The sequence below is a fragment of the Streptomyces sp. NPDC101132 genome (assembly GCF_044759225.1).
In the GTDB taxonomy this organism is placed as follows: Bacteria; Actinomycetota; Actinomycetes; order Streptomycetales; family Streptomycetaceae; genus Streptomyces.
Genome location: NZ_JBIVYX010000020.1, coordinates 1 through 24,715, shown reverse-complemented (window position 1 = coordinate 24,715; position 24,715 = coordinate 1). Strand labels below are relative to the sequence as shown.

At 76.6% G+C, this 24,715-nt stretch carries 19 protein-coding genes; 13 read left to right on the top strand and 6 right to left on the bottom strand.

Annotation, left to right across the window (positions count from 1 at the left end; all coding sequences use genetic code 11):
* Window positions 1–130 precede the first annotated feature (130 nt).
* Window positions 131–1,123, top strand: a complete 993-nt coding sequence (locus ACIQUR_RS32645; RefSeq protein WP_403672373.1) for a BadF/BadG/BcrA/BcrD ATPase family protein — start codon at window positions 131–133, stop codon at window positions 1,121–1,123.
* Window positions 1,124–1,147: 24 nt separating this feature from the next.
* On the opposite strand, the gene ACIQUR_RS32640 is transcribed toward ACIQUR_RS32645, so the two are convergent.
* Entirely contained in the window at window positions 1,148–1,687 is a 540-nt protein-coding gene (locus ACIQUR_RS32640; protein WP_403672370.1) for an HPP family protein, read from the bottom strand.
* 273 nt (window positions 1,688–1,960) lie between these two features.
* Between ACIQUR_RS32640 and ACIQUR_RS32635 the strand changes: the two genes are divergently transcribed.
* On the top strand, window positions 1,961–2,665 hold the full coding sequence (locus tag ACIQUR_RS32635; RefSeq protein ID WP_403672367.1) for a helix-turn-helix domain-containing protein: 705 nt from the start codon (window positions 1,961–1,963) through the stop codon (window positions 2,663–2,665).
* A 68-nt stretch (window positions 2,666–2,733) separates the two neighbouring features.
* Complete coding sequence (locus tag ACIQUR_RS32630; RefSeq protein WP_403672704.1) at window positions 2,734–4,089, top strand: MFS transporter; 1,356 nt, start codon at window positions 2,734–2,736, stop codon at window positions 4,087–4,089.
* A gap of 64 nt (window positions 4,090–4,153) precedes the next feature.
* Here the strand turns inward: ACIQUR_RS32630 and ACIQUR_RS32625 are convergent, their stop codons facing one another.
* Entirely contained in the window at window positions 4,154–4,516 is a 363-nt protein-coding gene (locus ACIQUR_RS32625) for an NTP pyrophosphohydrolase (RefSeq protein ID WP_403672364.1), read from the bottom strand.
* A complete protein-coding gene (locus tag ACIQUR_RS32620) occupies window positions 4,507–5,601 on the bottom strand; it encodes a magnesium and cobalt transport protein CorA (protein WP_403672361.1) in 1,095 nt (364 codons plus the stop codon). Before ACIQUR_RS32620 ends, ACIQUR_RS32625 begins: the two co-directional genes overlap by 10 nt.
* A 114-nt stretch (window positions 5,602–5,715) precedes the next feature.
* Between ACIQUR_RS32620 and ACIQUR_RS32615 the strand changes: the two genes are divergently transcribed.
* On the top strand, window positions 5,716–6,825 hold the full coding sequence (locus tag ACIQUR_RS32615; RefSeq protein ID WP_403672358.1) for a PP2C family protein-serine/threonine phosphatase: 1,110 nt from the start codon (window positions 5,716–5,718) through the stop codon (window positions 6,823–6,825).
* A 107-nt stretch (window positions 6,826–6,932) separates the two neighbouring features.
* Here ACIQUR_RS32615 and galK read toward each other — a convergent pair whose 3' ends face one another.
* Window positions 6,933–8,084, bottom strand: a complete 1,152-nt coding sequence (gene galK, locus ACIQUR_RS32610; RefSeq protein WP_403672356.1) for a galactokinase — start codon at window positions 8,082–8,084, stop codon at window positions 6,933–6,935.
* A 26-nt stretch (window positions 8,085–8,110) separates the two neighbouring features.
* A complete protein-coding gene (galT, locus tag ACIQUR_RS32605; protein ID WP_403672354.1) occupies window positions 8,111–9,142 on the bottom strand; it encodes a galactose-1-phosphate uridylyltransferase in 1,032 nt (343 codons plus the stop codon).
* A 69-nt stretch (window positions 9,143–9,211) separates the two neighbouring features.
* On the opposite strand from galT, the gene ACIQUR_RS32600 reads away from it, so the two are divergent.
* The 6 genes from ACIQUR_RS32600 to ACIQUR_RS32575 all read left to right on the top strand — a co-directional run bounded on the left by ACIQUR_RS32600 (window position 9,212) and on the right by ACIQUR_RS32575 (window position 19,946).
* Window positions 9,212–10,009, top strand: a complete 798-nt coding sequence (locus tag ACIQUR_RS32600; RefSeq protein ID WP_403672351.1) for a DeoR/GlpR family DNA-binding transcription regulator — start codon at window positions 9,212–9,214, stop codon at window positions 10,007–10,009.
* 560 nt (window positions 10,010–10,569) lie between these two features.
* A complete protein-coding gene (locus ACIQUR_RS32595) occupies window positions 10,570–12,066 on the top strand; it encodes a tetratricopeptide repeat protein (RefSeq protein WP_403672349.1) in 1,497 nt (498 codons plus the stop codon).
* A gap of 154 nt (window positions 12,067–12,220) precedes the next feature.
* Window positions 12,221–13,222, top strand: a complete 1,002-nt coding sequence (locus tag ACIQUR_RS32590; protein WP_403672347.1) for an NAD(P)-dependent alcohol dehydrogenase — start codon at window positions 12,221–12,223, stop codon at window positions 13,220–13,222.
* Window positions 13,223–13,463: 241 nt separating this feature from the next.
* The gene (locus ACIQUR_RS32585; RefSeq protein ID WP_403672344.1) at window positions 13,464–15,344 is read left to right on the top strand and encodes an RNA ligase family protein; all 1,881 of its coding nucleotides are present in this window, start codon (window positions 13,464–13,466) and stop codon (window positions 15,342–15,344) included.
* Window positions 15,344–18,400 (top strand): poly(A) polymerase, encoded by a 3,057-nt coding sequence (locus tag ACIQUR_RS32580; protein ID WP_403672341.1) that lies wholly within the window; start codon window positions 15,344–15,346, stop codon window positions 18,398–18,400. The genes ACIQUR_RS32585 and ACIQUR_RS32580 overlap by 1 nt, the downstream gene beginning before the upstream one ends.
* Before the next feature lie 151 nt (window positions 18,401–18,551).
* Window positions 18,552–19,946, top strand: coding sequence for an NADP-dependent succinic semialdehyde dehydrogenase (locus tag ACIQUR_RS32575; RefSeq protein WP_403672338.1), 1,395 nt, complete (start codon window positions 18,552–18,554; stop codon window positions 19,944–19,946).
* A gap of 231 nt (window positions 19,947–20,177) precedes the next feature.
* On the opposite strand, the gene ACIQUR_RS32570 is transcribed toward ACIQUR_RS32575, so the two are convergent.
* Window positions 20,178–20,477 carry a dsRBD fold-containing protein gene (locus tag ACIQUR_RS32570; protein WP_403672336.1) on the bottom strand — a complete coding sequence of 100 codons (300 nt, stop codon included), beginning with the start codon at window positions 20,475–20,477 and terminating at the stop codon, window positions 20,178–20,180.
* A 103-nt stretch (window positions 20,478–20,580) separates the two neighbouring features.
* On the opposite strand from ACIQUR_RS32570, the gene ACIQUR_RS32565 reads away from it, so the two are divergent.
* The 3 genes from ACIQUR_RS32565 to ACIQUR_RS32555 all read left to right on the top strand — a co-directional run bounded on the left by ACIQUR_RS32565 (window position 20,581) and on the right by ACIQUR_RS32555 (window position 23,867).
* Window positions 20,581–20,925, top strand: coding sequence for a zinc ribbon domain-containing protein YjdM (locus ACIQUR_RS32565; protein WP_403672333.1), 345 nt, complete (start codon window positions 20,581–20,583; stop codon window positions 20,923–20,925).
* Between the two features lie 114 nt (window positions 20,926–21,039).
* Window positions 21,040–22,026: an Acg family FMN-binding oxidoreductase gene (locus tag ACIQUR_RS32560; RefSeq protein WP_403672330.1), complete on the top strand. Its 987-nt coding sequence runs from the start codon at window positions 21,040–21,042 to the stop codon at window positions 22,024–22,026.
* A gap of 143 nt (window positions 22,027–22,169) precedes the next feature.
* Window positions 22,170–23,867, top strand: a complete 1,698-nt coding sequence (locus tag ACIQUR_RS32555; RefSeq protein ID WP_403672327.1) for a GAF domain-containing protein — start codon at window positions 22,170–22,172, stop codon at window positions 23,865–23,867.
* The last annotated feature ends 848 nt before the right edge of the window (window positions 23,868–24,715 follow it).

Sequence of the window (24,715 nt, the reverse complement as noted above, 5' to 3'; positions counted from 1 at the left end):
GTGGTTCCCCGGCCCGCCAACTGAAGATCTTTCATTCTTCCCGCGTAGATCTGAAAGATCTTCTGCAAAACGGTGCCGCTATGGTCGGCCTCACACCGCGAAGCTGGCCGGAAAGCGAAGGAGGTACGTCATGTCCGACGGAGCCGGGGAGCCCTGGTTCGCGGGGATCGACGTCGGGGGTACGGGGATCCGGATCGCCCTCGCGCGGAGCGGCCGGCCGGCCTCCCTCGAGGCGGCGCGGACCGCCGAACTCGCCGCCCCGGCCAGGATCACGGCGGCCGGGCACGACGGGGAGGCACTGCTGGCCGCCGTGCTGCCCGCGCTGCGCGGGCTGCTGGACGCGGCGGGCGCGGCCGGGGCGGAGGCCGTCGCGGTGGGCGCCACGGGCATGGCCCTGCTGGGCCGCGACCTGGCCGCCCGGCTGCCGGGGCCGCTGGCGCGGGAGACCGGGGCCCGGTACCTCGCCCTGGCCAGCGACGCGGTCACGGCCCACATCGGCGCACTGGGGACCCGCCACGGCGTGGTCGTGGCGGGCGGCACCGGGCTGGTGGCCGTCGGCTCCCACCCGGCGGAGGGGTGGCGCAGGGCCGACGGATGGGGGCAGTTGCTGGGCGACTGCGGCGGGGGCGCGTGGATCGGGCGGGCCGGTCTGGAGGCGGCGCTGCGGCAGCACGACGGCCGGGCGGGCGGTTCGGCGGCCCTGCTGGCCCTGGCCGCCGAGGAGTTCGGCCCGGTGGCGGGACTGCCCGCGGCGCTGCAGCCGCGGGCCGACCGGGCCGGGCTGCTGGCGGGGTTCGCGCCCGCGGTGGGCCGGGCCGCCGCGGAGGGCGACCCGGTGGCGGCACTGGTCCTCGACCGGGCCGCGGAGGAGATCGCGGCGAGCGCGACGGCCGCCGCGGCCGGACTCCCCTCCCCCCACCTGTGCCTGACGGGTGGGCTGTTCCGGCTTCCGGGGCTCGCCGACGCGGTACGCCGCCACGTGGCCGCGCACCTGCCGGACGCCCGCTGGACGGCCCCCGACGGCCCGCCCCTGCTGGGCGCCCTGCGCCTGGCGTCCGCCCTTCCGTCCCCGCCCTGGCCGCCGTCCCCGCCCCTGCTGGACGTCCTCACCCTGGGCGGCTGAGGGGCGGACCGGTGCGACTCCCGGTCACCACCAGTACGCCGGGTAGCGGGTGGCGCCCGGGCGGATGCGGGAGGCCAGGCAGCCGGTGAGGACCAGGAGGACGGTGGCGCCGAGGAGGAGCGGCACGAAGGTGTCCGGTTCCGGGGTCTGGAGCACCACGATCACGGAACTGGCGCAGCCCGGGGAGTGGGGGGTGCGCGCGGCCATCGTGAGGGCGAGGGTGAGGCCGCCGGCGACGGCCGCCGCCCAGGGGCTGCTGCCCAGCCCGGCGAGTACGCCGTAGCCGACCAGGGCGCCGATCAGGTGGCCCGCGATGACGCTGCGGGGCTGGGCCAGGGGCAGCGCCGGGGCGCTGTGGACCAGGGCGGCGCTGGCGGCCAGGGAGGGTATGAGCACCGGCTCGTGGATCATCGCGCCGATGCCGACCAGGGTCAGCAGGACCGCGGTCACGGCGCTGATGCTGTGCGCGGCGGCCACGGGCGTCGGCCGGGCGGGGGCCCGTACGGGCACGGCGACGGGGGGCTCGGGGGCGTGCGGCAGGGGCGCCGCGGGGTGCGTGGGCATGGCAGGGCTGTCTCGGGCGGCTCGGCGGACGGGGGGCAGGAGGAACGGCCGACGCGCGGCGCCGCGCTGCCTGCCGTGGTCCACGGCGGCCCGGCCATGCGCCCGTCTCGGTGGAAACCGGCACAGTCCGCTCAGAACACTAGCCACCCGGCCCCCGGCGCCGGCCACCCCACCCCCGGCGCGCCCGGATTGACCGGGTTCCGGACCCGTCCCCCAAAAGATTTTTGCAAAAATTCTTTTGCAGACCGATCGTCGGGCCCTACGCTCGGGGGCATGGTCAGCGAAGAGCAGAGACGGGTCCTCGACCCCAGCCGGGACGCCGCGGCACTCAAGGCACTCACCCACCCCCTGCGCATCCGGCTGCTCGGACTGCTGCGGCAGCACGGTCCGTCGACGGCGAGCGAACTCGCGGTGCTGACCGGCGAGTCCTCCGCGTCCACCAGCTACCACCTGCGGGTGCTGGCGAAGTACGCGTTCGTCGCCGGGGCCCGGAACCGCGACGGCCGGGAGCGCCGCTGGCAGGCCGTGCACGCGGTCACCTCCTGGGACAACCGCGCCATGGAGGCCACCGCGGGCAGCCGCGCCTTCGTCGGCCTCGCACGACGGCGCCAGGTCGAGCACCTGCAGGACTCCCTCGTGCGGCACGAGACGGACGTCGCCGAGGGACGGCTGGGCGAGGAGTGGCTGGAGCCGTCCGGCATCACCGACCTGCTGCCCGTGCTGACGCCCGAGTCGCTGACCGAGCTGTGGGCGGTCGTCGAGCGCACCCTCGGCGAGCTGACCGCCAGGGACGCCGGGGACCCGCGCGCCGCCCAGGTGGTCTTCCTCGCCGCCGGCTTCCCCCTGGCGCCGCACCAGCCGGCCCCGCCGGCCGACGGCGAGGCTCCGGCCGGCGCAGGGGCGGCGGCCGAAGCGGAAGCCGCGACCGGCCCCGAGGCCGCGGCCGATGCCTCGGCGCACGCCGGAGGTGCCGAGTGACCGCCCCCCTCGACTCCCGGACCGCGCGCCGCCGTTACGCCACGGCCTGCGCCCTGTTCTGGCTCCCCATGGGTCTGACGATCGCCCCGCTCGTCCTGCTGCTCACCGAGCGCGGCATGACCGTGGCGGCCGTGGCCGGCCTCCTCGCGGCGCACTCCCTCACCGCCGCCGTCCTGGAGCTGCCCACCGGCGGGCTCTCCGACGTCCTGGGGCGACGCGCCGTGCTCACCGCCGCCGGACTGCTGAACCTCGCCGCCCTCCTGCTCCTGGCCCTCGGCACCACCACCTGGGTGCTCGCCGCCGGCACGGTCCTCATGGGCGCGGCCCGCGCCCTCTCCAGCGGACCGGCCGAGGCCTGGTACGTCGACACCGTCCAGGCCGCCAGCCCCGAAGCCGACCTGCGCACCGGCCTGGCCCGCGGCAGTGCCGCCACCTCCGCCGCCCTCGCCGCGGGCACCCTGCTGGGCGGCGCCCTGCCCTGGCTGCTGGGCCACGCCGCCCTGCCCGGGCCGGTCCTGCCGCTCTCCGTACCGCCGCTGCTGGGTGCCGCCGGGCTGCTCGTGTTCGTGCTGTACGTGCTGACCGCGCTCCGCGAGCCGCCCCGGCCGGCCGCCACCGTGGCCGGCGTCCTGCGCGGCATACCGGCCACCGTGGCGGCGGGACTGCGGCTGGGCGGGCGCGACCGGCTGGTCCGGCGGGTGCTGCTCGCCGCGGCCGCCGCGGGCAGCGGCCTGGCCGCGCTCGAACTGCTCACCCCGGGCCGGGCCGCGGCCCTCACCGGGGCCCCGGAGTCGGGCGCCGCGCTCTTCGCGGGCCTGGCCTGCGCGGGCTTCGTCTGTTCCGCGGCAGGCAGTCACCTGGCACCGCTCGCCGCGCGGCTGACCGGCAGCGGCGAGCGCGCCGTCCTCGCGGGCTTCGCCGCCGGCGCGGGCGGGCTGACCCTGCTCGGCGTGACCGCGGCCGCCGACGGACCGGCCCCCGCGGCCCTGGCCGTCACCGGATACGGCCTGGTCTACCTCGGCTTCGGCATCGCCGGGCCGAACGAGAACGAGCTGCTGCACGGCCGCGTCCCGAGCGCGGGCCGCGCCACCGCGCTGTCCGTGCAGTCCCTGGCCCTCCAGCTGGCCGGCGCGCTCACCGGCCTGGTGGTCAGCGCCCTGCCGGCCGGGCCGGGCCCCTGGCTGCTGGCCGCCGCGGTCCTGCTGGCGGGCGCCCTGCTGTGGACCCGCCCCGCCCCGGCCCCCGGCTCCCCACCGCGGCCGGACACCACCGGGAGCGGCGTCAGGGCGGAGGGCACCAGCGAGGCCGGCACGGCCGGGGCCGCCACCGCCGCTGCCGGTACCGACGCTGCCGGTACCGACGCTGCCGGCACACCCGTCCCCGGCCCGGAGGCGGCGGGGGCGGCCGGCCGGAGCGGCCGTTGACGCGGTCGGCGGCGTGCTCGCCGCGCGGAGGGGCGTCAGCCGGGCGGCCGGGGACGGAGGGCCGTCAGCCCTTGGGGTGGACCGTGCGCGGGCCGATGCACTCCGCGCCGTGCCGGCGGACCCGTTCGCGCAGCTCCCGGTCGGCGGTGGCGACCACGCAGGTGCGGCCCTGCTCCGCGGCGGCGGCCGCGAGTTCGACGATCCGGTCGTCGCCGCTGCCCGGCGCCTCGTCCACGCGGACCCCGGGCACGGAGGCCACGCCGCGGGCCGCGCCCTCGACGACCAGCACGATCTCCTCGCCCTCGGCGCGGGTGGCGAGGTGGTCCCGGAGCCGCTCGGCGGCGCCCCGCCGGTCGCGCCACCAGCCGTCCGGCACGGAGCCGACGACGTTGGCGCCGTCCACCACGAGCAGGGGGGTCACAGCCATCCGTTCCGCCGGAAGCCGCGGTGGATGACGAAGCAGGCCACCGCCATCACGCCCAGGACCAGCGGGTAGCCGTAGGTCCAGCGCAGCTCCGGCATGTGGTCGAAGTTCATGCCGTACACGCCGCACACCATGGTCGGCACGGCGACGATCGCGGCCCAGGCGGTGATCTTGCGCATGTCCTCGTTCTGGGCCACCGTCACCTGCGCCAGGTGGGCCTGGAGGATCGAGTCGATCAGCGCGTCGAACGAGGCGATCTGCTCGGTGACCCGGGTCAGGTGGTCGCCGACGTCGCGGAAGTAGGTCCGTATCTCCGCGTCGATGCCGGCCATCGGCTGCCCGGCGAGCTGCTGCACCGGCCGGGCCAGCGGGACCACGGCCCGCTTGAGCTCCAGCAGCTCCCGCTTGAGCTGGTAGATGCGGCCCGGGTCGGCGCCGCGCGCGCCGTCCGCGGCGAAGACCTCCGCCTCGACCTGGTCGATGTCGTTCTGGACGGCGTCGGCCACGGCCAGGTACTCGTCCACGACGTGGTCGGCGATGGCGTGCAGTACGGCGGCCGGCCCCTTGGCGAGCTGGTCCGGGTCGGCCTCCAGGGCCTCGCGGAGCGGACCCAGGGAGCCGTGGTGGCCGTGCCGGACGGTGACGACGAAGTCGGGCCCGGCGAAGACCATGATCTCGCCGGTGCCGACCACCTCGCTGGTCGAGGTGAGCCGCTCGTGCTCGACGTAGCAGACGGACTTGAAGACGGCGAAGAGCACGTCGCCGTAGCTCTCGACCTTGGGCCGCTGGTGGGCGTGGACCGCGTCCTCGACGGCCAGCGGGTGCAGCCCGAGCAGCTCCGCGACCCCGGCGAACTCCTCCTCGCCGGGCTCGTGCAGCCCGAGCCACAGGAAGCCCTCGCCGTCCTTGCGCACCCTGGCCAGCGCCTCAGACACCGAGCGGAACCCGCCGTGCCGCTGCCCGTCGCGGTAGGTGATGCAGTTGACCACCGTGGAACCGAGCGGGGAGCGCGCGGGATGGCTGAGGTCCACGGGGCGCAGGCGGCGGGCCATGCGGGCCACCTTGCGCAGATTGCCGACCACGGACATGCGGACGTCTCCTTCATCTGGTGCGGGCCCAGTCTGCCAGGGCCCGGGGGCGAGCTTCGACGGCCCCTGGCGGGCCTGCGGCGGCGGGGCCCGGTCACGGTGTATGCAGGAACGATGGATCACTGGACCCGTGGGGGCCGCGGCCGCGGAAGGGCCGGGGAGGGACCACGCCACGCGCTGCTCGCGGTGCCGCTGGCGCTGATCGCGGTGGTGACGGTGGTGGACGTGCTGGCGCCGCCCGAGGTGCACCTGGGGCCTTTCCTGGCGGCCGCCCCGGCGCTGACGGCCTCCTTCGCCGGGCCCCGGGCCACGGCACTGGTCGGGCTGGTGGCGGTCCTCGCGCAGGCGGTGGTCTCGGTGACCCGTACCACCCTCACCGACCTGAACCACACCTTCCAGATCACCGCGCTGATCCTGATCTCGGTGATCGTCACGTTCTTCGCGTACCTGCGGGAGCAGCACGAGCGCCAGGTGGTCCAGTTGCGCACGGTCGCCGAGGCCGCGCAGCAGGTGGTGCTGCGTCCGCCGCGCGAGCGGCTCGGGCCGCTGCGGGTGGCCTCGGTGTACCTGGCGGCGGAGGCGGAGGCCCGGATCGGCGGCGACCTGTACGCGGCGGCGCGGACCGCCCGGGGCACCCGGTTCATCGTGGGCGACGTACGCGGCAAGGGGCTGGCGGCGGTCGGGGACGCGGCGCTGGTGCTGGGGGCGTTCCGCGCGGCCGCCCACCAGGAGGCGGACCTGCCGGCCCTGGTGGCGTACCTGGAGGGCACGGTGGCGCCGGAGCCGGAACCCGATGCCGCGGACGACCGCGGGGAGGCGTTCATCACCGCCGCGGTGCTCGACGTACCGGACGGGGAGCACGTACTGCACCTGGTCGACTGCGGCCACCCGCCGCCGCTGCTGCTCCGCGGGGGCACCGTGACGAGCCTCGACGTGGCGGAGCCGGCGCCGCCGCTGGGCCTGGCGGAGTTCGCGCCCGAGGGCTACGGGGTGCAGGCCTTCGTCTTCGAGCCGGGCGACCTGCTGCTGCTCTACACGGACGGGGTGATCGAGGCCCGGGACGAGGCCGGGGCGTTCTACCCGCTGGCCGACCGCCTGGCGTCCTGGTCCGGCCGGAGTCCCCGCGCGCTCCTGGACGCCCTGCGCGCGGACCTCCTGGCCCACGTCCCGGGCGGCCGCCTGGGCGACGACGCGGCCCTGGTGGCGGTGGCGCGGGTCTCCTGACGCCCGCCGGTGGACCTCCTGACCCCGGCCGGTGGACCTCCTGACCGCGGCCGGTGGACCTCCTGACCCCCGGCCGACGGGTCTCCTGTCCCCGTGCCGCGGGCCGGTCAGGCGGTGCGGGTCGCGCCTGCCGAGGGGGTGGCCGTGAGGAGGTGCGGGGGGCGGTGGCCGGCGGCGCGGAAGGCGGTGGTGACGGCGTCGCCGACCGTGCCGGTGAGGGCGGTCGGGGTGAGGGCGATGACGCAGCCGCCGAAGCCCGCGCCCGTCATCCGGGCGCCGAGGGCTCCGGCGCCGAGGGCCGCGGTGACCGCCAGGTCGGTCTCCGCGCACGAGACGCCGTAGTCCACGCGGAGGGAGGCGTGACCCTCCGTCAGCAGCGGACCGAGGGACGGGACGTCGCCCGCGTCGAGGCGGGCCACGGCCGCCTCGACCCGGGCGTTCTCCGTGACCACGTGCCGCACCAGCGGTGCCAGCTCCGCCGGCAGCGCGGTGAGGGCCGCGGCGAGGCCGTCCGGGGCGAGGTCGCGGAGCGCCGGCAGGCCGAGGAGCCGGGCGGCGCGTTCGCAGCCGGCGCGCAGGGCGGCGTACGCGCCGTCGGCCAGGTCGTGGCTCACCCGGGTGTCGACCACCAGCAGTTCCAGGCCGTGGCCGGCGAGGTCGAGGGGGACCTGCCGGTGTTCCAGGGTGCGGCTGTCGAGGTGCAGGGCGGCGCCCTCGGTGGCGCAGACGGAGGCCATCTGGTCCATGATCCCGCAGGGCACGCCGGCGAAGACGTGCTCGGCGCGCTGGGCGGCGCGGGCCAGTTCGGTGCGGCCGAGGCCGAGCCCGTACAGGTCGTCGTAGGCGGCGGCCACCGCGCATTCCAGGGCGGCGGAGGAGGACAGGCCGGCGCCGGTGGGCACGGTGCTGTCGATGTGCAGGTCCGCGCCGCCGACCGGGTGTCCGGCCTCGGCGAGCGCCCAGACCACGCCCGCGGGGTAGCGGGCCCAGCCGGGCACGGTGCCCGGGGCGAGGGCGTCCAGGCGGACCTCGGTGACGGCGCCCTCGGAGCGGGTGCTGTGCAGGCGCAGGAGCGTGTCGGTGCGGCGGCGGGCGGCGGCGCGGGTGGTCTGCGGCAGGGCCATGGGGAGGGCGAAGCCGTCGTTGTAGTCGGTGTGTTCGCCGATGAGGTTGACCCGGCCGGGAGCGGCCCAGACCCCGTCGGGCGCGGTGCCGAAGCGGTCCTCGAAGGCGGCCTCGATCGGGTGGACGGGGGTCACGGCGCCGGCCGGTGCCCCTCCCCCGGTCACCGGGCGTCCCTGAGTCGCCGGGCCGCGGTCTCGGGCGCCACGTCGTTCATGAAGGCCTCCATGCCGGACTCGGTGCCGGCCGGGTGCTTCAGCTTGTCCGCGGCGCGCCGGACGGTGAACAGCTCCAGGTGCAGGGCGAGTTCGTCTCCCCCGACGAGCGGCGCCTGGTGCCAGGCGGAGACGTAGGGGGTGGGGGCGGCCGTGCCGAAGAGCCGGTCGAAGCGGCGCAGCAGGTCGAGGTAGAGGCCGGGGAACTCGGCCCGCTCGGCCTCGGTGAGCCCGGTCAGGTCGGCCACCCGGCGGTGCGGGTAGAGGTGCACCTCGTACGGCCAGCGGGCGGCGTACGGCACGAACGCCGTCCAGTGCTCCCCGGCGGTGACCACCCGTCCGGCGGCCGCGCGGGCGCGGGCGAGCAGGTCCTCGAAGAGGTTGCGGCCGGTGGCGGCGCGGTGCCGGGCCGCGGCGGCGGTCATCTTGGCGGTGCGCGGGGTGGTGAACGGCAGGGCGTAGATCTGGCCGTGCGGGTGGGAGAGGGTCACACCGATCTCCGCGCCGCGGTTCTCGAAGACGTACACCTGCTCGGTGCCCGGGAGTGCGGAGAGCTGTGCGGTGCGGTCGGTCCAGGCGTCGAGGACGAGGCGGGCGCGTTCCGGGGTGAGGCCGGCGAAGCCGGTGTCGTGCTGCGGGGTGAAGCAGACCACCTCGCAGCGGCCGGCCTGGCCCGCGAGGGAGGGGAAGCGGTTCTCGAAGACGGCGACCTCGTAGTCGGGTGCCGGGATCTCGGTCTGCCGGCCGTCCCGGGAGGGGCAGAGGGGGCACTCGTCGGCGGGCGGGCGGTGGGTGCGGGCCTGGCGGTGGGAGGCGATGGTGACGTGGTCGCCGGTCGCCTCGTCGAGGCGGATCTCGGGGTTGCTCACGACGCGGTCCAGGGGGCGCGGGTCGGGCACGTCCTCGCGTACGGCGCTGTCGTCCGCGTCGTAGTAGATCAGCTCGCGGCCGTCGGCGAGCTTCGCGATGCTCTTCTTCACGCCCCAAGACTAAACACAATCACGCAGAATCCAACAGACGGGGGTGTGCGGGCGTGTTATTTTGTGCCGGTGCAACTGGCCCAGCAGAGACGAGCGTTGATCCTCGAAGCGGTGCGCCGCGATGGCGCGGTGCGCGTCGCTGACCTGGTGGAACGCCTGGGCGTGTCCGACATGACGGTCCGCCGGGACCTCGACGCGCTGGCCGCGCGCGGCGCGGTGGAGAAGGTGTACGGCGGGGCCGTCGCCGTATCGGGCACCCGGGCCGAGGAGCCCGGCTACGACACCAAGTCCGCCCTCCAGGGCGCCGCGAAGGCGGCCATCGCCGGGGCCGCGGCCGCGCTGGTGGAACCGGGCTCGGTGGTCGCGGTGTCGGCCGGGACCACGGCCTGCGCGGTCGCCGCCCGGCTGCTGGAGGTGGAGCGGCTGACGCTGGTCACCAACTCCCTGCCGGTGGCCGAGCTGGTACGGACGGCCGCCCGCGAGCGCGGCGCCGACCGGGTGCCGGAACTGCTGCTCACCGGCGGCTCCCCCACCCCGTCGGCGGCCCTGGTCGGGCCGCTGGCCGACCTGGTCATCGGTTCGCTCCACGTGGACCTGCTGGTCCTGGGCGCGCACGGGGTGTCGGAGCGGGCCGGACTGACCACGCCGAACCTGGCCGAGGCGCAGACCAACCGCGCGCTGGTCGCCGCGGCCCGCCGGGTGGTGGTGGTCGCGGACCACACCAAGTGGGGGGTGGTCGGCCTCAGCGGCTTCGCCGCCCTGGACCGGATCGACCGCTTCGTCACGGACACCGCCATGCCGGAGGAGGCCCGCACGGTCCTCGCGGAATCGGTGGGCGAACTGGTGGTGGCGGAGAACGGGGCGTAGGGGGCCGCTCGGACCCCGCGCCCGGACAGTCCGGGACACACCGGGACGGTCCGAACCCCACGCCCGGGCGGTCCCGGACGCACCGGGCCGAGCCGAACCCGGGCCCGGGCGGCCTGCACGCACCACGCCGGTACGGCCGCACGGCAGGACCGGCGTGGCCGCAGCCGAGGTGGTCCGGCCGGATGGCCGGGCGGGCTCGGGGTGGGGACTGCACGGGGGCAGGGGGCGGCGCCGGGCCGGCGGGCGACGCCGCGGCACGGCAGACGGTCGTCGCCCGGGCGGGGGCGGCCCGGTCCGGCAGCGCCGGACGGTGCCGCTTCGGGCGGCGTGGCCGACGTGGGAGGCGTGGCCGGCGTGGGCGGCGTGGGAGGCGTGGGCGGCGTGGCCGGCGTGGCCGGCGTGGGCGGCGTGGGCGGCGGCAGCCGGTTCCGCGTCCTCCGGCCGGGGGGCCTTGGGGTGTTCGCGGCGTGGCGCGGGGCCGACCGGCGCAGGATGACCACGGCGGCGTGCCCGTGCCTCGCCCGCCATCCCATCCCCCAGGCGCGCCGAGGTGATCCCCGATGGTGACGGACCGGTACGGCAACCCCCTGCACGAGTGCACCCCGGAGACGGCCGGGCACCTGGACCGCGCCGTCGAGGCGCTGCTCCACTTCAGCCCCGAGGTCGAGGGGGCCGTCGGCGACGCCCTCGACAGCGGGCCCGCCTCGCCGCTCGCGCAGGCCTTCGGCGCGTACCTGGGCGTGCTGGGGACCGAGCCGGGCGACGCCGCCGCGGCCCGGCGGCGGTTCGACGGGTACGTGGCCGGCACGGACCTCCCGGCCCTGCCGCCGCGCGAGCGCCTGCACGTCGAGGCGGCCGGGGCATGGCTGGCGGGAGACCTGCGGGGCGCCTCCGGACTGCTGGAGGAGCTGTCCGCGGCGTACCCGACCGACGCGCTGGCCCTGGCCGTCGGACACCAGTTGGACTTCTTCACCGGCGACGCCGTGCGCCTGCGCGACCGGATCGGCGGGGCCCTGTCCGCCTGGGACACCGAGGATCCGCACCGGGGCCTGGTGCTCGGCATGTACGCGTTCGGGCTGGAGGAGTCCGGGCACTACCGGCAGGCCGAGGAGGCCGGACTGGCCGCGGTCGAGCAGGACCCGCGCGATGTCTGGGCGATCCACGCCGTCGTCCACACGTACGAGATGCAGGGGCGCGTCTCCGAGGGCATCGGCTACCTCGACGCCCGGCGCGCCCACTGGACGCGGGACAACTACCTCGACGTCCACAACTGGTGGCACTACGCCCTGTACGCCCTGGAGGCCGGGGACACCGACACCGCGCTGGCGATCTACGACGCCTCCCTGCACCACGAGGGTTCGGCGGGGCTGGCGATGGAACTGCTGGACGCGGCGGCGCTGTTGTGGCGGATCCGGCTCGCGGGAGCGCGGCCGACGGCCCGCTGGGAGGCGCTGGCCGACGCGTGGGCCGCGCGGGCCGACCCGCCGTTCTACGCGTTCAACGACGTCCACGCGGTCATGTCCTACGTGGGCGCCGAGCGGTTCGGGGCGGCGGAGCGGCTCATCGCCGACCGGCGGCGGTGGCTGGCCGCGGGAAGCGCCGACGTCGTCACCAACCGCCGGATGACGGCCGACATCGGACTGCCCGCGTGCGAGGCGCTGCTCGCACACGGCCGGGGCGACCACACCCGGGTCGTGGAGCTGCTGTGGCCGCTGCGCCGCAGGCTGCACGAGTTCGGGGGCAGCCACGCGCAGCGCGACGCCCTCCAGCGGACGCTCGTCGACTCCGCGCTCGGCGCCGGACGGCACGACCTGGCCCGCGTGCTCATCAGCGAGCGGACCGGGCTGCGGCCCGACAGCTCGTACAACTGGTCCGCCCGGGCCCGCCTCGCCGACGCCCTGGGCGACACCGCCCGGGCCGCCACCGCCCGCGACCACGCCCGGACCTCCGCCGCGGCCGCAGCCGAAGCGCTCCGGGGCCGGCCGGGGGCGGGGACGGAGGCGGGGACGGACACGGAGCCGGGGACGGGTGTCAACCCTTCCGGTGGTAGGGGGTGACCCTGACACCGGGTCAGGGGGCGGCTGCGACCCGCGCATGATTCCGGGGTGCCCGGCCCGTACCTATCGTGGCGGTGGGCGAGGGTGCTGCGGTGCCTCGCGCGGGGACGGCGGCGCGTCGGGCGCCCGACCCCGCCGGAAGGACGGGATGCGGATGAAGGCGATCGTGCAGGACCGCTACGGCTCCGCGGACGGGCTGCGGCTCGCCGAGGTTCCCGTGCCGGTGCCGGGCCCGCGGGAGGTGCTGGTCCGGGTACGGGCGGCCGGGGCGCACATCGGGGACTGGCACATGATGACCGGGCTGCCCGCCGTGGCCCGTCTCGGGCTCGGCCTGACGCGGCCCCGTCAGCGTGTCAGGGGCACGGAACTCGCCGGCACCGTCGAGGCGGTCGGCTCCGGCGTCACCGCGTTCCGGCCCGGCGACGAGGTGCTCGGCACCGGCAGGGGGACGTTCGCCGAGTACGCGCTCGCCCGGGAGGACCGGCTCGCCGCCAAACCGGCCGGGCTCGGCTTCATCGAGGCCGCCGCGCTGCCCGTGTCCGGCGGCACCGCCCTGCAGGCCCTGCGGGCGGGCGGTCCGCCGGCCGCCGGGGCGCGGGTGCTGGTGATCGGGGCGGGCGGCGCGGTGGGCTCGTACGCCGTCCAGCTCGCCCGGGCCGGGGGCGGCCGGGTCACCGGGGTGTGCTCGGGCTCCAAGGCTCCGCTGGTCCTCTCCCTGGGGGCGGAGCGGGTGGTCGACTACACCCGCGAGCCCTTCGAGGCCGTGGGCACGGGGTACGACCTCGTCCTCGACACCGCCGGCAACCGGCCGCCGGCCGAGCTGCGCCGGGTGCTCGGGCCGGCGGGCACGCTGGTGATCGTGGGCGCGGAGGGCGGCGGACGCCTCTTCGGCACCCTGGGCCGTACCCTCCGGGCGTCGCTGCCGTCGCCGTTCGCCCGGCAGCGCACCAAGGCGCTGGTCGCGGTGGAGCGGGGCCAGGACGTACGGGTCCTGGCCGACCTCGCAGCCGCGGACACCGTCCACCCGGTGATCAGCCGCACCTTCGCGCTGCGGGACGCGCCGGAGGCGCTCCGGGAGTTGGGGCGGGGGCACGGGCGCGGCAAGTTGGTGGTGACGGTGGCGGGGGCGGAGGAAGGGACGGAGGGGACGGGCTAGTTCGGCGGGGGCGGGAGCGGGGCCGGACTTGGGAGCGGGGGCCGGGGTCGGGGGCCGAGGTCGGGAGCCTAGGTCGGGGGGAGGTCGGGGGAGGTCGGGGAGTGAGATCGAGAGCCGAGGCCGGGGGGTGAGGTCGGGGGGTGAGGTCGGGGGGTGAGATCGAGAGCCGAGGCCGGGAGCCGAGGCCGGGGTGGGTTATTCGGTCGCCAGGTGTGGTGTCCGGTTCCTACAGTGACGCCCCATGCGCACGCACTATCCCCGGACCCCCCATCTGCCCTGGTCACCAGGGGCCTCCGGCGACGACGTACGGGTCGGCGGACTCGGCGGGCTGGACGGGCGCGAGGTGGTCGTCACCGAGAAGCTCGACGGGGAGAACACCACCCTCTACGCGGACGGGCTGCACGCCCGCTCGCTCGACTCCGCGCACCACCCCTCCCGCGCCTGGGTGAAGGCCCTCCAGGGCCGGGTCGGGGCGGGGATCCCGGCCGGGTGGCGGGTGTGCGGCGAGAACCTGTACGCACGGCACTCCCTCGCGTACGACGAACTCGACGGCTACTTCTACGGGTTCTCGGTGTGGGACGCGGCCGACCGCTGCCTGGACTGGGACGACACCGTCCGTTTCCTGCGGCGGCTCGGCGTGCCCGCGCCCCGGGTGCTGTGGCGCGGCACCTTCGACGAACGCGCCCTGCGCCGGCTGCGCGTGGACACCTCCCGCGAGGAGGGCTACGTGGTGCGCACCGCAGAGGGCTTCCCCCGCGCGGAGTTCGGGGCGCGGGTCGCGAAGTGGGTGCGGCCGCGGCACGTCACGACCGGTACGCACTGGATGCACGCGGCGGTGGTCGAGAACGGGCTCGGGCCGGCCGCGCCCCTGTGGGCCGCCCGCTCGGGAGCCACCCCGGATGCCCGGGCGCTGCTCGCGGCCGCGGGGCTGGGCGCGGAGACGGGTGCCGGTGTGGCGAAGGGTGCCGGTGCTGATGCGGGTGGAGGTGCGGCTTGGGGTGCGGGACCGGGGGCCGGCCCGGCGGCCGGGGCCGGTCCGGCGGAGGGCGTACCCCGGGACGACGTGGTCCGGGCGGCCGCCGAGCGGGTCGACGTGCTCGGCCGCACCGGGGACGGCCGGCTCGCCGGACTGCTCGCCGCAGCCGCGTACGACCGGCCGCGGGCGGGCCTCATGGCCCGCCTGGCCGGCCCGCTCGGCATGCCCCTGGCACGCCGGGTCGCCGACCTGGCCGGGCTGCACCCGCTGCTGCACGCCCCCTTCCCGGACGAGGAGCGCCGGTCCGGCCTGCTGCGGATGGCGTCGGCCGCCGACCTCGGGGTGCTGCACGCCGTCGCCGCCGCCGTCCCGGCCGGGCGTACGGACCCGGCCCGTGAGCGGGTGGAGTGGTCCGCGCTGGTCGCCGACGAGGCGGGCCTGCTGGGCGAGGACCCCCTCGGTCCCCTCCGCGAGGGCCTGCGGGAGGCGCTCGAGGGGGCGGGGGTGACGGGCGACGCGGCCGACCGTTGCTGGGCCGAGGCCCGTGAGGCGTACGCGGCGGGCCGGATCTCCACCGTTCCGGAGGCGGTGGCGCTGACCTGGCGGTGGCGGGACGGCCGCTTCCCGCGGCTGTTCCAGCTCGTCGGCCCGTCGGGCAGCGGCAAGAGCACGGTGGCCGCGCGGATCCCGGGGGCGGTCCGCGTCTCCCTTGACGACCTGCGGGCCGACCGCGGCGACCGGGCCGACCAGTCCGCGAACGCGGCGGTGCTGCGGGAGGGCCTGACCGGGCTGGACGCGGCGCTGGCCGCCGGCGGCACGGTGGTGTGGGACACCACCTCGCTCACCGAGCGCCAGCGGACGCCCGTACTGGAGGCGGCCCGGCGGCGGAATGCGCTGGTCACTCAGGTGCTGGCGGTGGTGGGCGAGGATGAACTGGTACGGCGCAACGCCGTCCGGCCGCACCCCGTGCCCGCCGCCGTGCTGGAGCGGCAGCTGCGCCGGTACGGCCCGCCGTACCCCGGGCGGGCGCACCGGACCTGGTACGCCGGTCCGGACGGCGGGATCGGGGACCGGGCCGGGGGCCTGGTGGAGCGGGAGCCGTGGGACTCCCGTGGAGACAGCGATGTGTGGGGTGTGGGTGACTGATGCGTACCAGTGAGGAGATCTACCACCAGGTGCGCTGGGATCCGCGGTTCGATCCGGCGCGGTTCGTGCTGGGGCTGCTCCAGCGCGGGGCGCCGCCGAAGCGGATCCCGCTGCCCGCGTTCGTCCCCGGGGGCGACATCCCCTGGCACCGGGTGCTGTTCGTGGAGGCGGACGGCGAGCTGGTGTGGGACCGGGCGAGCGGCCTGGACCGGGTGGGCGTGTCGGAGGCCGGCCGGGTGCGCGAGCCCCGGCGGCTGCGTGCGCCGTTCTTCGCCGCCCGCACGCCCTGCGCGTGGGACGGCGACGCCTGGCGGCCGGTGGACGGCGGTACGGGCCCGGCGGCCGCTCCCGTGCGGACCGGCGTACGGCTGCTGACCTGGAACACCCTGTGGGACCGGTACGACGCGGAGCGGATCGGCACCGAGCTGCGGCGGCCGAGACTGCTGGCCGCGCTGGCGGAGGCGGACGCGGACGTGATCGCGCTCCAGGAGGTGGAGCCCGCCCTGCTGGTCCGGCTCCTCGCCGCCGACTGGGTGCGGGCCGGGTACACGCTGACCGCCGACCCGGCGGGCCGGGACGTGGCGGAGTACGGGCTGGTGGTGCTGAGCCGGCTGCCGGTCCGGGAGGCGGGCGTCCAGGTGCTCGGCCCGCACAAGGCCGTCTCGGCCGCGGTGCTGGACACGGGGGCCGGGTCGCTGACGGTGGCGGCCACGCATCTGACGAGCGATCACTCCGAGCGCGGGCCGCAGCGGCGCGAGGAGGAACTGGCACGGCTGGGCGAGGCGTTGGCGTCGGTGCCGGATGACGTGGTGCTGCTCGGCGACTTCAACGACGGCCGGGCGGGCGACGCGGGGCCGGCGGCCGCGCTGGGGCTGCGGGACGCGTGGGAGGAGGCGTACGGGCCCGGCGACGCCACCCCGACCTTCGATCCGGCCGCCAATCCCCTGGCCGCCGTGTCCTCCCTCTCGGGGCGGGCCTCGCGGCTGGACCGGATCCTGCTGCGGGGAGCCGCCCGGGTGACGGGCGCGGGGCTGCTGGGCGACGCGCCGGACCCGGACGGTCTCTTCGTCTCGGACCACTACGGGGTGCGGGCCGAACTGTCGTACGGGGAACCGGAGTCGGCCGACGCTCCGGCCGCGCCCGTGCTGGACGTGCTGGATGTGCCGCCGACCGTGCGCACCGCGCTCGCCTGGCTGCCGCCGCGCGAACTGTGGCCCTTCGTGCAGGAGTTGCGACTGGCGCACGACCCGGCGGTGCGGCGGTGGCCGCCGCACGTGAACCTGCTGTTCGGCTTCGTGCCGGAGCACGAGTTCGAGCGGGCCGCGGGTCTGGTGGCGGAAGTGGCCGCCGGCACCGCCTCCTTCCCGGTGCGGCTGTCCGGGGTGGACACGTTCGGGCACCGCGAGGACGCGACGGTGTGGCTCGACCCGGCCGCGGACGGCGACGCCCCGTGGCAGGCGCTGCGGGCCGCCCTGGTCGCCCGCTTCCCCCGCTGCCGGGGCCGTGCCGGCGGCTTCACCCCGCACCTCACGCTGGGACGTACCGAGGACCCGCAGCGGGTGGCGGCCGCCTGCGCCGAAGCCCTGGCGGACGCCCCGTCGACGGCCCGCGTCGGTGACCTGGCCCTCCTCTCACGCCGCGGCGACGAACCGATGCGGGTCCGGGCGACGGTGGCCCTGGGGACGGGCGAGGTCCGGTGGCTGCCGGAGTCCGGGGAGGGGGCGGGAGCACCGGGACGGGCGGGGGCCGAGCGTGCCGGCGCCCGTGCCGGTGCCGGGGCCGGGGCCGGGGATGCCGGGGTGGTGAACGCGGTGGAGGCCGGTGCCGGGGCCGGGGATGCCGGCGCTGGGGCTGCGGCGGAGGCCGGTGCCGGGGCTTCCGGTGACGCGGCGGGTGCCCTGCCGGCGGCGGGTTCGGCGGATGCCCCGGCACCGGACGCCGGGGAGGTGGGGGCCCTGGCCGTGGCACGGGTGCTGGACGACGCCGTCGTCCGGGTCGTCGGGTCGCGCCGGATGGGGTGCGCCCTGCCCGGTGCGGACCTGGACCTGGTGGCGGTGCTGCCGGGGACCGCGGACGCCGCAGCCGTGGCGGACCGGCTCGCCGCCGCGCTGCCGGACCTCACCCGGCTCCGCGAGGTGCGGGGCGCCCGCGTCCCGGGGCTGCGGTTCGCGCTCGGCGGTCTCGACGTGGACCTGGTCGTGGTCGGTGCCGGCCCGCTCCCGCCGGCCGCAGCGGTGGACCGCCGGACGGAGCTGGGCGAGGCGGCGGCCGTGGCGCTCAGCGCGGTGTCCGACGCGGACGCGGTACGGGAGGCCGTCGGCACCCGCGCGCCCGCCTTCGAGAAGCTGGCCCGGCGGGTCAAGGCCTGGGCCCGCACCCGCGGCCTGGACTCCGCACCGCACGGCGGCCTGCCGGGCCTGGCCTGGACGGTCCTCGCCGCGCGGACGGTGCTGGACGCGCCCGAGGGAGCCGGAGGTGACGCGCTGCTGCGGGAGTTCCACGCCACCTGGGCCGCCTGGGACTGGCACGCCCCGGTGTCCCTGACCGCCCCGGACGACGTTCCCGTGCCGCCGCCCGCGGCACCGGGCGCCGTCACCGTACTGACGCCCTCCGCGCCCGTACGCAGCTGCACGGCGCAGGTCTCCCCCGGGTTCCGGGACCTGCTGGTCCAGGAGCTGTACCAGGCCTGGGAGGCGCTGGAGGCCGGCGACACCGCGGCCTGGGCGGGCCCGCCGCCGCTGCACCGCCGCCACGCGGCCTGGGCGGTGGTGACCGTACGGGCGCACGGCGACGCGGAGTTCGACGAGCTGCTGGGCCGGGTACGGGGCCGGACGCGCGCCCTGCTGACCGCCCTGGAAGAGGCCGGGGCACCGGACGCGCACGCCTGGCCGCGCCCGTACCGCACCGGCCCCCGCACCGCCCGCTTCGCGATCGGCCTGGGCCGCACCCCACCCGGCCCGGCCACCCTCGCTGCCGTGGCCCACACCTGGTCCCACGACCTGCGCGGCGTGGAGGTCACCTCCGTGGAGGGCGGCGCACTGCCGACGCTCACCTGAGCGGGGCCGTCGCGGGGCCGGTCCCCAACGCCGGACCGCCCGTGGCCGGTGACCGTACCCCTGCCCCTCCCCCCGGCGGGCCCCGCGTTTGCGCGGGCCGCCGGGAGGGAGGAGGGTCGAAGAGGCGGCCGAGTCCCACGTGGAGGCGACCATGTCCATGGCCACGGTGAATCCCGCGACGGGTGAGACGGTGCGTACCTTCCCCACCCTGGGCCCCGAGGAGGTCGAGCGCGTCATCGCCGACGCCGCGGCGGCGTTCGCCTCGTGGCGCACGACCGGCTTCGCCGAACGGGCGGCTCTGCTGGAGCGGGCCGCGTCACTGCTGGAGGAGGAGAACGAGGCCATCGCCCGGGTGATGACCACCGAGATGGGCAAACCGCTGGGCGCGGCCCGCGCGGAAGCGGCCAAGTGCGTCAAGGCGATGCGCTGGTACGCGGCCCACGCCGAGTCCCTGCTCGCCGACGAGCGGCCCGCCGAGGCCGACGTACGGGACAGCGGCGCGTCCTCCGTGCGCACGCACTACCGGCCGCTCGGGGTGGTCCTGGCCGTGATGCCGTGGAACTTCCCGCTCTGGCAGGTGGTGCGGTTCGCGGCTCCCGCTCTGATGGCCGGCAACACCGGGCTCCTCAAGCACGCGTCGAACGTTCCGCAGACCGCCCTGTACCTGGGTGAGCTGTTCGAGCGGGCGGGCTATCCGCACGGCTGCTTCCAGACGCTGCTCATCGGATCGTCCCAGGTGGAGGCGGTGGTGCGCGACCCGCGCGTGGCCGCAGCGACCCTGACGGGCAGCGAGCCGGCCGGGCGCGCCGTCGCGGCGGCGGCCGGGGACGAGGTGAAGAAGACCGTCCTCGAACTGGGCGGCAGCGACCCCTTCGTGGTGATGGCCTCGGCGGACGTCGAACGGGCCGCGCGCACGGCCGTGACCGCCCGGGTGCAGAACAACGGCCAGTCGTGCATCGCCGCGAAGCGGTTCATCGTCCACACCGACGTGTACGAGGAGTTCGCGCGCCGGTTCACCGAGGGCATGGCGGCGCTCCGGGTCGGCGACCCGATGCGCGACGACACCGACGTGGGCCCGCTCGCCACCGAGCGCGGCCGGGCGGACGTGGAGGAGCTGGTGGACGACGCCGTCGAGCAGGGCGCGGAGGTGCTGTGCGGCGGCCGGCGGCCGCCGCAGGAGGAACACGGCTGGTACTACGAACCGACCGTCCTGGCCGGCATCACCTCCCGGATGCGGATCGACCAGGAGGAGGCGTTCGGGCCGGTCGCGACGCTGTACCGGGTCGGCAACCTCGACGAGGCGGTCGAACGGGCCAACCACACGCCGTTCGGGCTGAGTTCCAACGTGTGGACCCGTGACGACGGCGAGGTGGCCCGCTTCGTACGCGACTTGGAGGCGGGCGGCGTGTTCTTCAACGGCATGACCGCCTCCCACCCGGCGTTCCCCTTCGGCGGCGTGAAGCGCTCGGGCTACGGCCGCGAACTGTCGGGTCACGGCATCCGCGAGTTCTGCAACGTGACGACGGTCTGGCACGCGGCCGGCTGATTGGGGCGCGGGGGGCGGACGCGCGAGGGGGGCGGACGAGAGAGAGGGGGGCGGACGCGGGAGGCCGACGCGGGGACGCGACGCGCGAGGGGGGCGGACGCGACAGCGGCCGTAGGCCCGCCGGACGGCTCGGCGGCCTCCGGGCCGGCCAGGCCGCCCATGCACGGGCCGCCGACGATCCCCACGCGCCGGGGCCCTCCCACCCGGCCCCGGGGCCCGGGGGGTGGCTTCCTACGACGCCGACATGTCCAGCCAGCCCGCGTACGGCTTCAGCGAGCCCGCCGAGGGCGCGCCTGCCGCCTGCATGTCCCCGTACGCCGTCCGGCGCAGCTGGACCGCGAGGTCTTCCAGGGCGCGGGCCGCCGCCAGCTCGTCGCCCACCGCCGGGATGTCGGTGTCCTGGGGCGCGCACCTGGCCGTGCCGTGGCCGGTGAGCGTGGCGGTGCCGGTGTCGACCTCCAGGCTGGCCCTGGTCGTGCCCCGGTCCTCCAGGAGCGAGAGGCGGACCTGCCATTCGACCGTGTGTGACATGGCTTCCTCCAGCGGCGCGGGCCGGCTGGGCCCGGCGCTTCGCGCCCTGCGTCCATTGTCGTAGCGTGAGGGCGTCCGTACTACTGCGTCCTCAGGAAACACCATGACCGCGACCCCGCCCCCGTGTCCCCAGTGCTCCAGCGAGTACACCTACGAGATGAACTCGCTCATGGTCTGCCCCGAGTGCGGGCACGAGTGGGTGCCCGGCGAGGCCGGGGCCACGGAGGAACGGGTGGTGCGGGATTCCGTCGGGAACGTGCTGCACGACGGCGACAGCGTGACCGTGGTCAAGGCCCTGAAGGTCAAGGGCAGCGCCTCGGGGATCAAGGCGGGGACGAAGGTGCGGAACATCCGGCTCGTCAACGGGGTCGACGGGCACGACATCGACTGCCGGATCGAGGGGTTCGGCGCCATGCAGCTGAAGTCCAGCGTGGTGAAGAAGGTGTGAGCGTCGGCGTGCGGTAGGTCCGGTGGGGACCCCCCGAGGGGGCCGTTCGGCCTATTACGGGGTCCGAACCCCTGCCTAGGCTGGAAGCGGGGTACCGAGGGCAGGAGGAGTCCCATGGTCAGCACCCTTCCGGACCTCGCCACCGTCGTGGCGCTCGTCGAGGACGCCGTCCGTGCGCCGTCCATGCACAACGCCCAGCCGTGGCGGTTCGTGCTGCGGCACCGGGCGGGCACGCTCGACCTGCGCGGGGACCCCGGCCGGGCCGTCCCGCACGCCGATCCCGAGCACCGGGCGCTGCGTCTGGGATGCGGGGCGGCGCTGTTCGGGCTGCGGGTGTCCGCCGCCCGGGCCGGGCTGTCGTGCGCCGTGGAGCTGCTGCCCGACCCCGCCGATCCCTGGCTCTTCGCCTCGGTGCGGCTGTCGGGAGGCGTTCCCGAGGAGGAGCTCGCCGCGCTCCGTCCGGCGCTGCGCGCGCGGCACACCAGCCGGTTCCCGTTCCGGGACGAGGCGGTGCCGGAGGCCGTCGTGGACGGGCTGCGGGCGGCCGCGCTGCTGGAGGGCTGCCGGCTCACGGTGCCGGACGACTGGCACACCGACACCGTGCTGACGCTGGTTCAGGACGCCGAGCACCGTGAGGACATGGACGCAGAGCTGCGCGCCGAGACCGCCGCGTGGATGCGGGGCGCCGGTACGGGCGAGGCCGACGGCGTGCCTGCGGCGGCCTTCGGGCCGGCGCGGTCCGGAGGGGCCGCGGGCGTACGGGACTTCGGCCGCGCCCGGCACGTACCGGACCGCGGGCGGGCGGTGTTCGAGCGGCGGCCGGGCCTGGCGCTGCTGGGAACGCGGGACGACGGGCCCGCGGACTGGCTGCGGGCGGGGCAGGCACTGCACCGGGTGCTGCTGCGCGCCACGGCGGACGGCCTGGCCACCTCGATGACCTCGCAGCCGCTGGAATGGCCCGAACTCCGGCCCACCGTCAGGGATCCGCTGCGGGGCACGGGGCACGTACAGATGGTGATCCGGTACGGGTACGGACCTCCGGGCCCGGCGTCGCCCCGGCGCCCGGTGGCGGAGGTGCTGGAGGTACTGGAGGGGCGTTGAGCCGGTCCCGGGGGCACGTTCTGCCCATCGGCCGGTCAACGTCCTGCGGGCGCCCCCCGCCGTCGATACCCTGGCCCACGGCGTGAAGTGCACAGGAGGGGCTGGTGGGCGTGGCGGACCAGGGGCTGTCGAAGGTTCCCAAGATGAGACTCGACGAGCTGCTGGAGGAACTGCAGGTCCGCATCGACGCGGTGCGGGGCACCCGGGACCGGGTGCACAGCCTGCTGGAGGCCGTGGTCTCGGTGGGGCGGGAGCTGGATCTGTCGCAGGTGCTGCGCCGGATCGTGGAGGCGGCGGCCCTGCTGGTCGACGCGGAGTACGGGGCGCTGGGCGTGATCGGGCCGGACGGCCGTACGCTCTCGCAGTTCCTGACGGTGGGTCTGCCGGACGCGCAGATCGCCCGGATCGGGCCGCTGCCGGCCGGGCACGGGCTGCTGGGCGAGCTGATCCGGCACCCGGAGCCGCTGCGGCTGACCAGTATCGCGGCGCACACCTCCTCGTACGGCTTCCCGGCGGACCACCCGCCGATGCGGACCTTCCTGGGGGTGCCGATCCGGGTGCGGGAGGAGGTCTTCGGCAATCTGTACCTGACCGACAAGCGGGGCGGGCTGGACTTCGACGCCGAGGACGAGGCGGTGATCGCGACGCTGTCCGTCGCGGCCGGGGTGGCCATCGACAACGCGCGCCTGTACGAGGCGTCGCAGCGCCAGCAGCGGTGGCTGGAGGCGAACGCGGAGATCACCCAGCGGCTGCTGTCGGACGGTCCGCGCACGGACGTGATGGAACTGATCGCGCGCCGGGCCCGGGAGATCACCGGGGCCCGGCTGGCCGACCTGGTGGTGCCGCTCGCGGGTACGGACGGTCTGATCGTCGAGCTGGCGGTCGGGGCGGAGGAGCGCGAACGGCGCGGGGCCGTGGTGTCCGTGTCGGGCACGCTGGCGGGAGCGAGCCGGACCAGCGGGCTGCCGGCGGTGTCGGGGTGCCTGGCGGAGGACGACCGGTACGCCGGGGGGCTGTGGTCGCGGTTGGGTCTGGGGCCCGCGGTGGCGGTACCGCTGGGTACCGGTCCGGACGGGCACCGGGGGGTGCTGCTGCTGGCCCGGGACCTGGGCGGACCGGTGTTCACGGATGCGGAGATCCAGCCGCTGACGGCGTTCGCCGGGCAGGCGGCGCTGGCGCTGGAGCTGGCCGACCGGCGGCGGGACGCGGAGCAGATCGCGCTGCTGGAGGACCGGGACCGGATCGCCCGGGACCTGCACGACCTGGCGATCCAGCGGCTGTTCGCGACCGGCATGACGTTGCAGAGCGCGGCGCGGCTGGTCACCCACGAGGGGGCGGCGGACCGGGTGTCGCGTGCGGTGAACGACCTCGACGAGACCATCAAGATCATCCGCTCGACCATCTTCGGCCTGCGGGCGACGGATCCGGCCTCGGAGCCGGGCCTGCGGGCGCGGGCCGCCCGGGCCGTCGGGGAGGCCGCCGCCTCCCTGGGGTTCGCCCCGCAGCTGACCATGGAGGGGCTGCTGGACACGGATGTGGCGCCGGAGGTGGCGGACCACGTCCTGGCGGCGCTGGCGGAACTCCTGAGCAACGCGGCGCGGCACGCGCACGCGACCCGGGTACGGGTGGCGCTGCGCGCCACGGCCGACGAGGTAATGCTGTCGGTGGACGACAACGGCCGCGGCATCCCGGACCAGGGCCGGCGCAGCGGCCTGGGCAACCTGGCGGCCAGGGCCCGCAGCGTGGGCGGGGCGTTCACGATCGAGCGCCCGGAAACCGGCGGCAGCCGGCTGGCCTGGACGGCCCCGCTGACGCCGAGCCGCGCGTCGTCCCCGGCCTGATCCCTTTGCGGACCGGCGGGGCAGGGTGCGGGGGCACCCTGCCGGGCCGGGTCCGCTGGGAGGGGTTGTGGGCGGGTCGGGTGCGGGCCCAGACGCCGGGAGGGCCCGGAACCGGCACGAATCGCGGGCCGGCACGGCGGGAACGGCGTCGCGCCCTCCCGGCCGGGGGCCTCCGGCACCAGGTGGGCCCTGAGGTCCGCTGAGCGGAACTGTCGACCGGTCATCTGCGGGCCAGGACGCCGGCAGGGCTCGGAACCGGCACAAATCGCCCACCGGCATGGCGGGAACAGCGTCGCGCCCTCCCGGCCGGGGTCATCCCGCTCCTGGCGGGCCCTGAGGTCCGCTGAGCGGAACTGTCGACCGGTCATCTGCGGGCCCAGACGCCAGCAGGGCTCGGAACCGGCACAAATCGCCCACCGGCGTGACGGGAACAGCGTCGCGGCCTCCCGGCCCGGGGCATCCCGCACTTGGTGGGCGGTGAGGTCCGCTGAGCGGAACTGTCGACCGGTCATCCGCGGACCCAGGCACCAGGAGGGCTCGAAACCAGCACAAATCGCCTATCGGCATGACCAGAACAGCGTCGCGCCCTCCCGGCCCGGGTCATCCGGCACCTGGTGGGCCCTGAGGTCCGCTGAGCGGAATTGTCGAACGGTCATCCGCGGGCCCAGACGCCGGGAGGGCTCAGAACCGGCGGCTTTGCCCTGCTGGCGGGATGATCGGCCCCGGACGGCCTGCGGTCGCTGAGACTGCGGGAGCGCGTAGCGATCTGTGGCGGCTTATGTCCGGCCACGGCTGGCCCGGAGGCCGCCGTGCCGTCTGGTGGGCCTACGGACGCTGTCGCGTCCGCC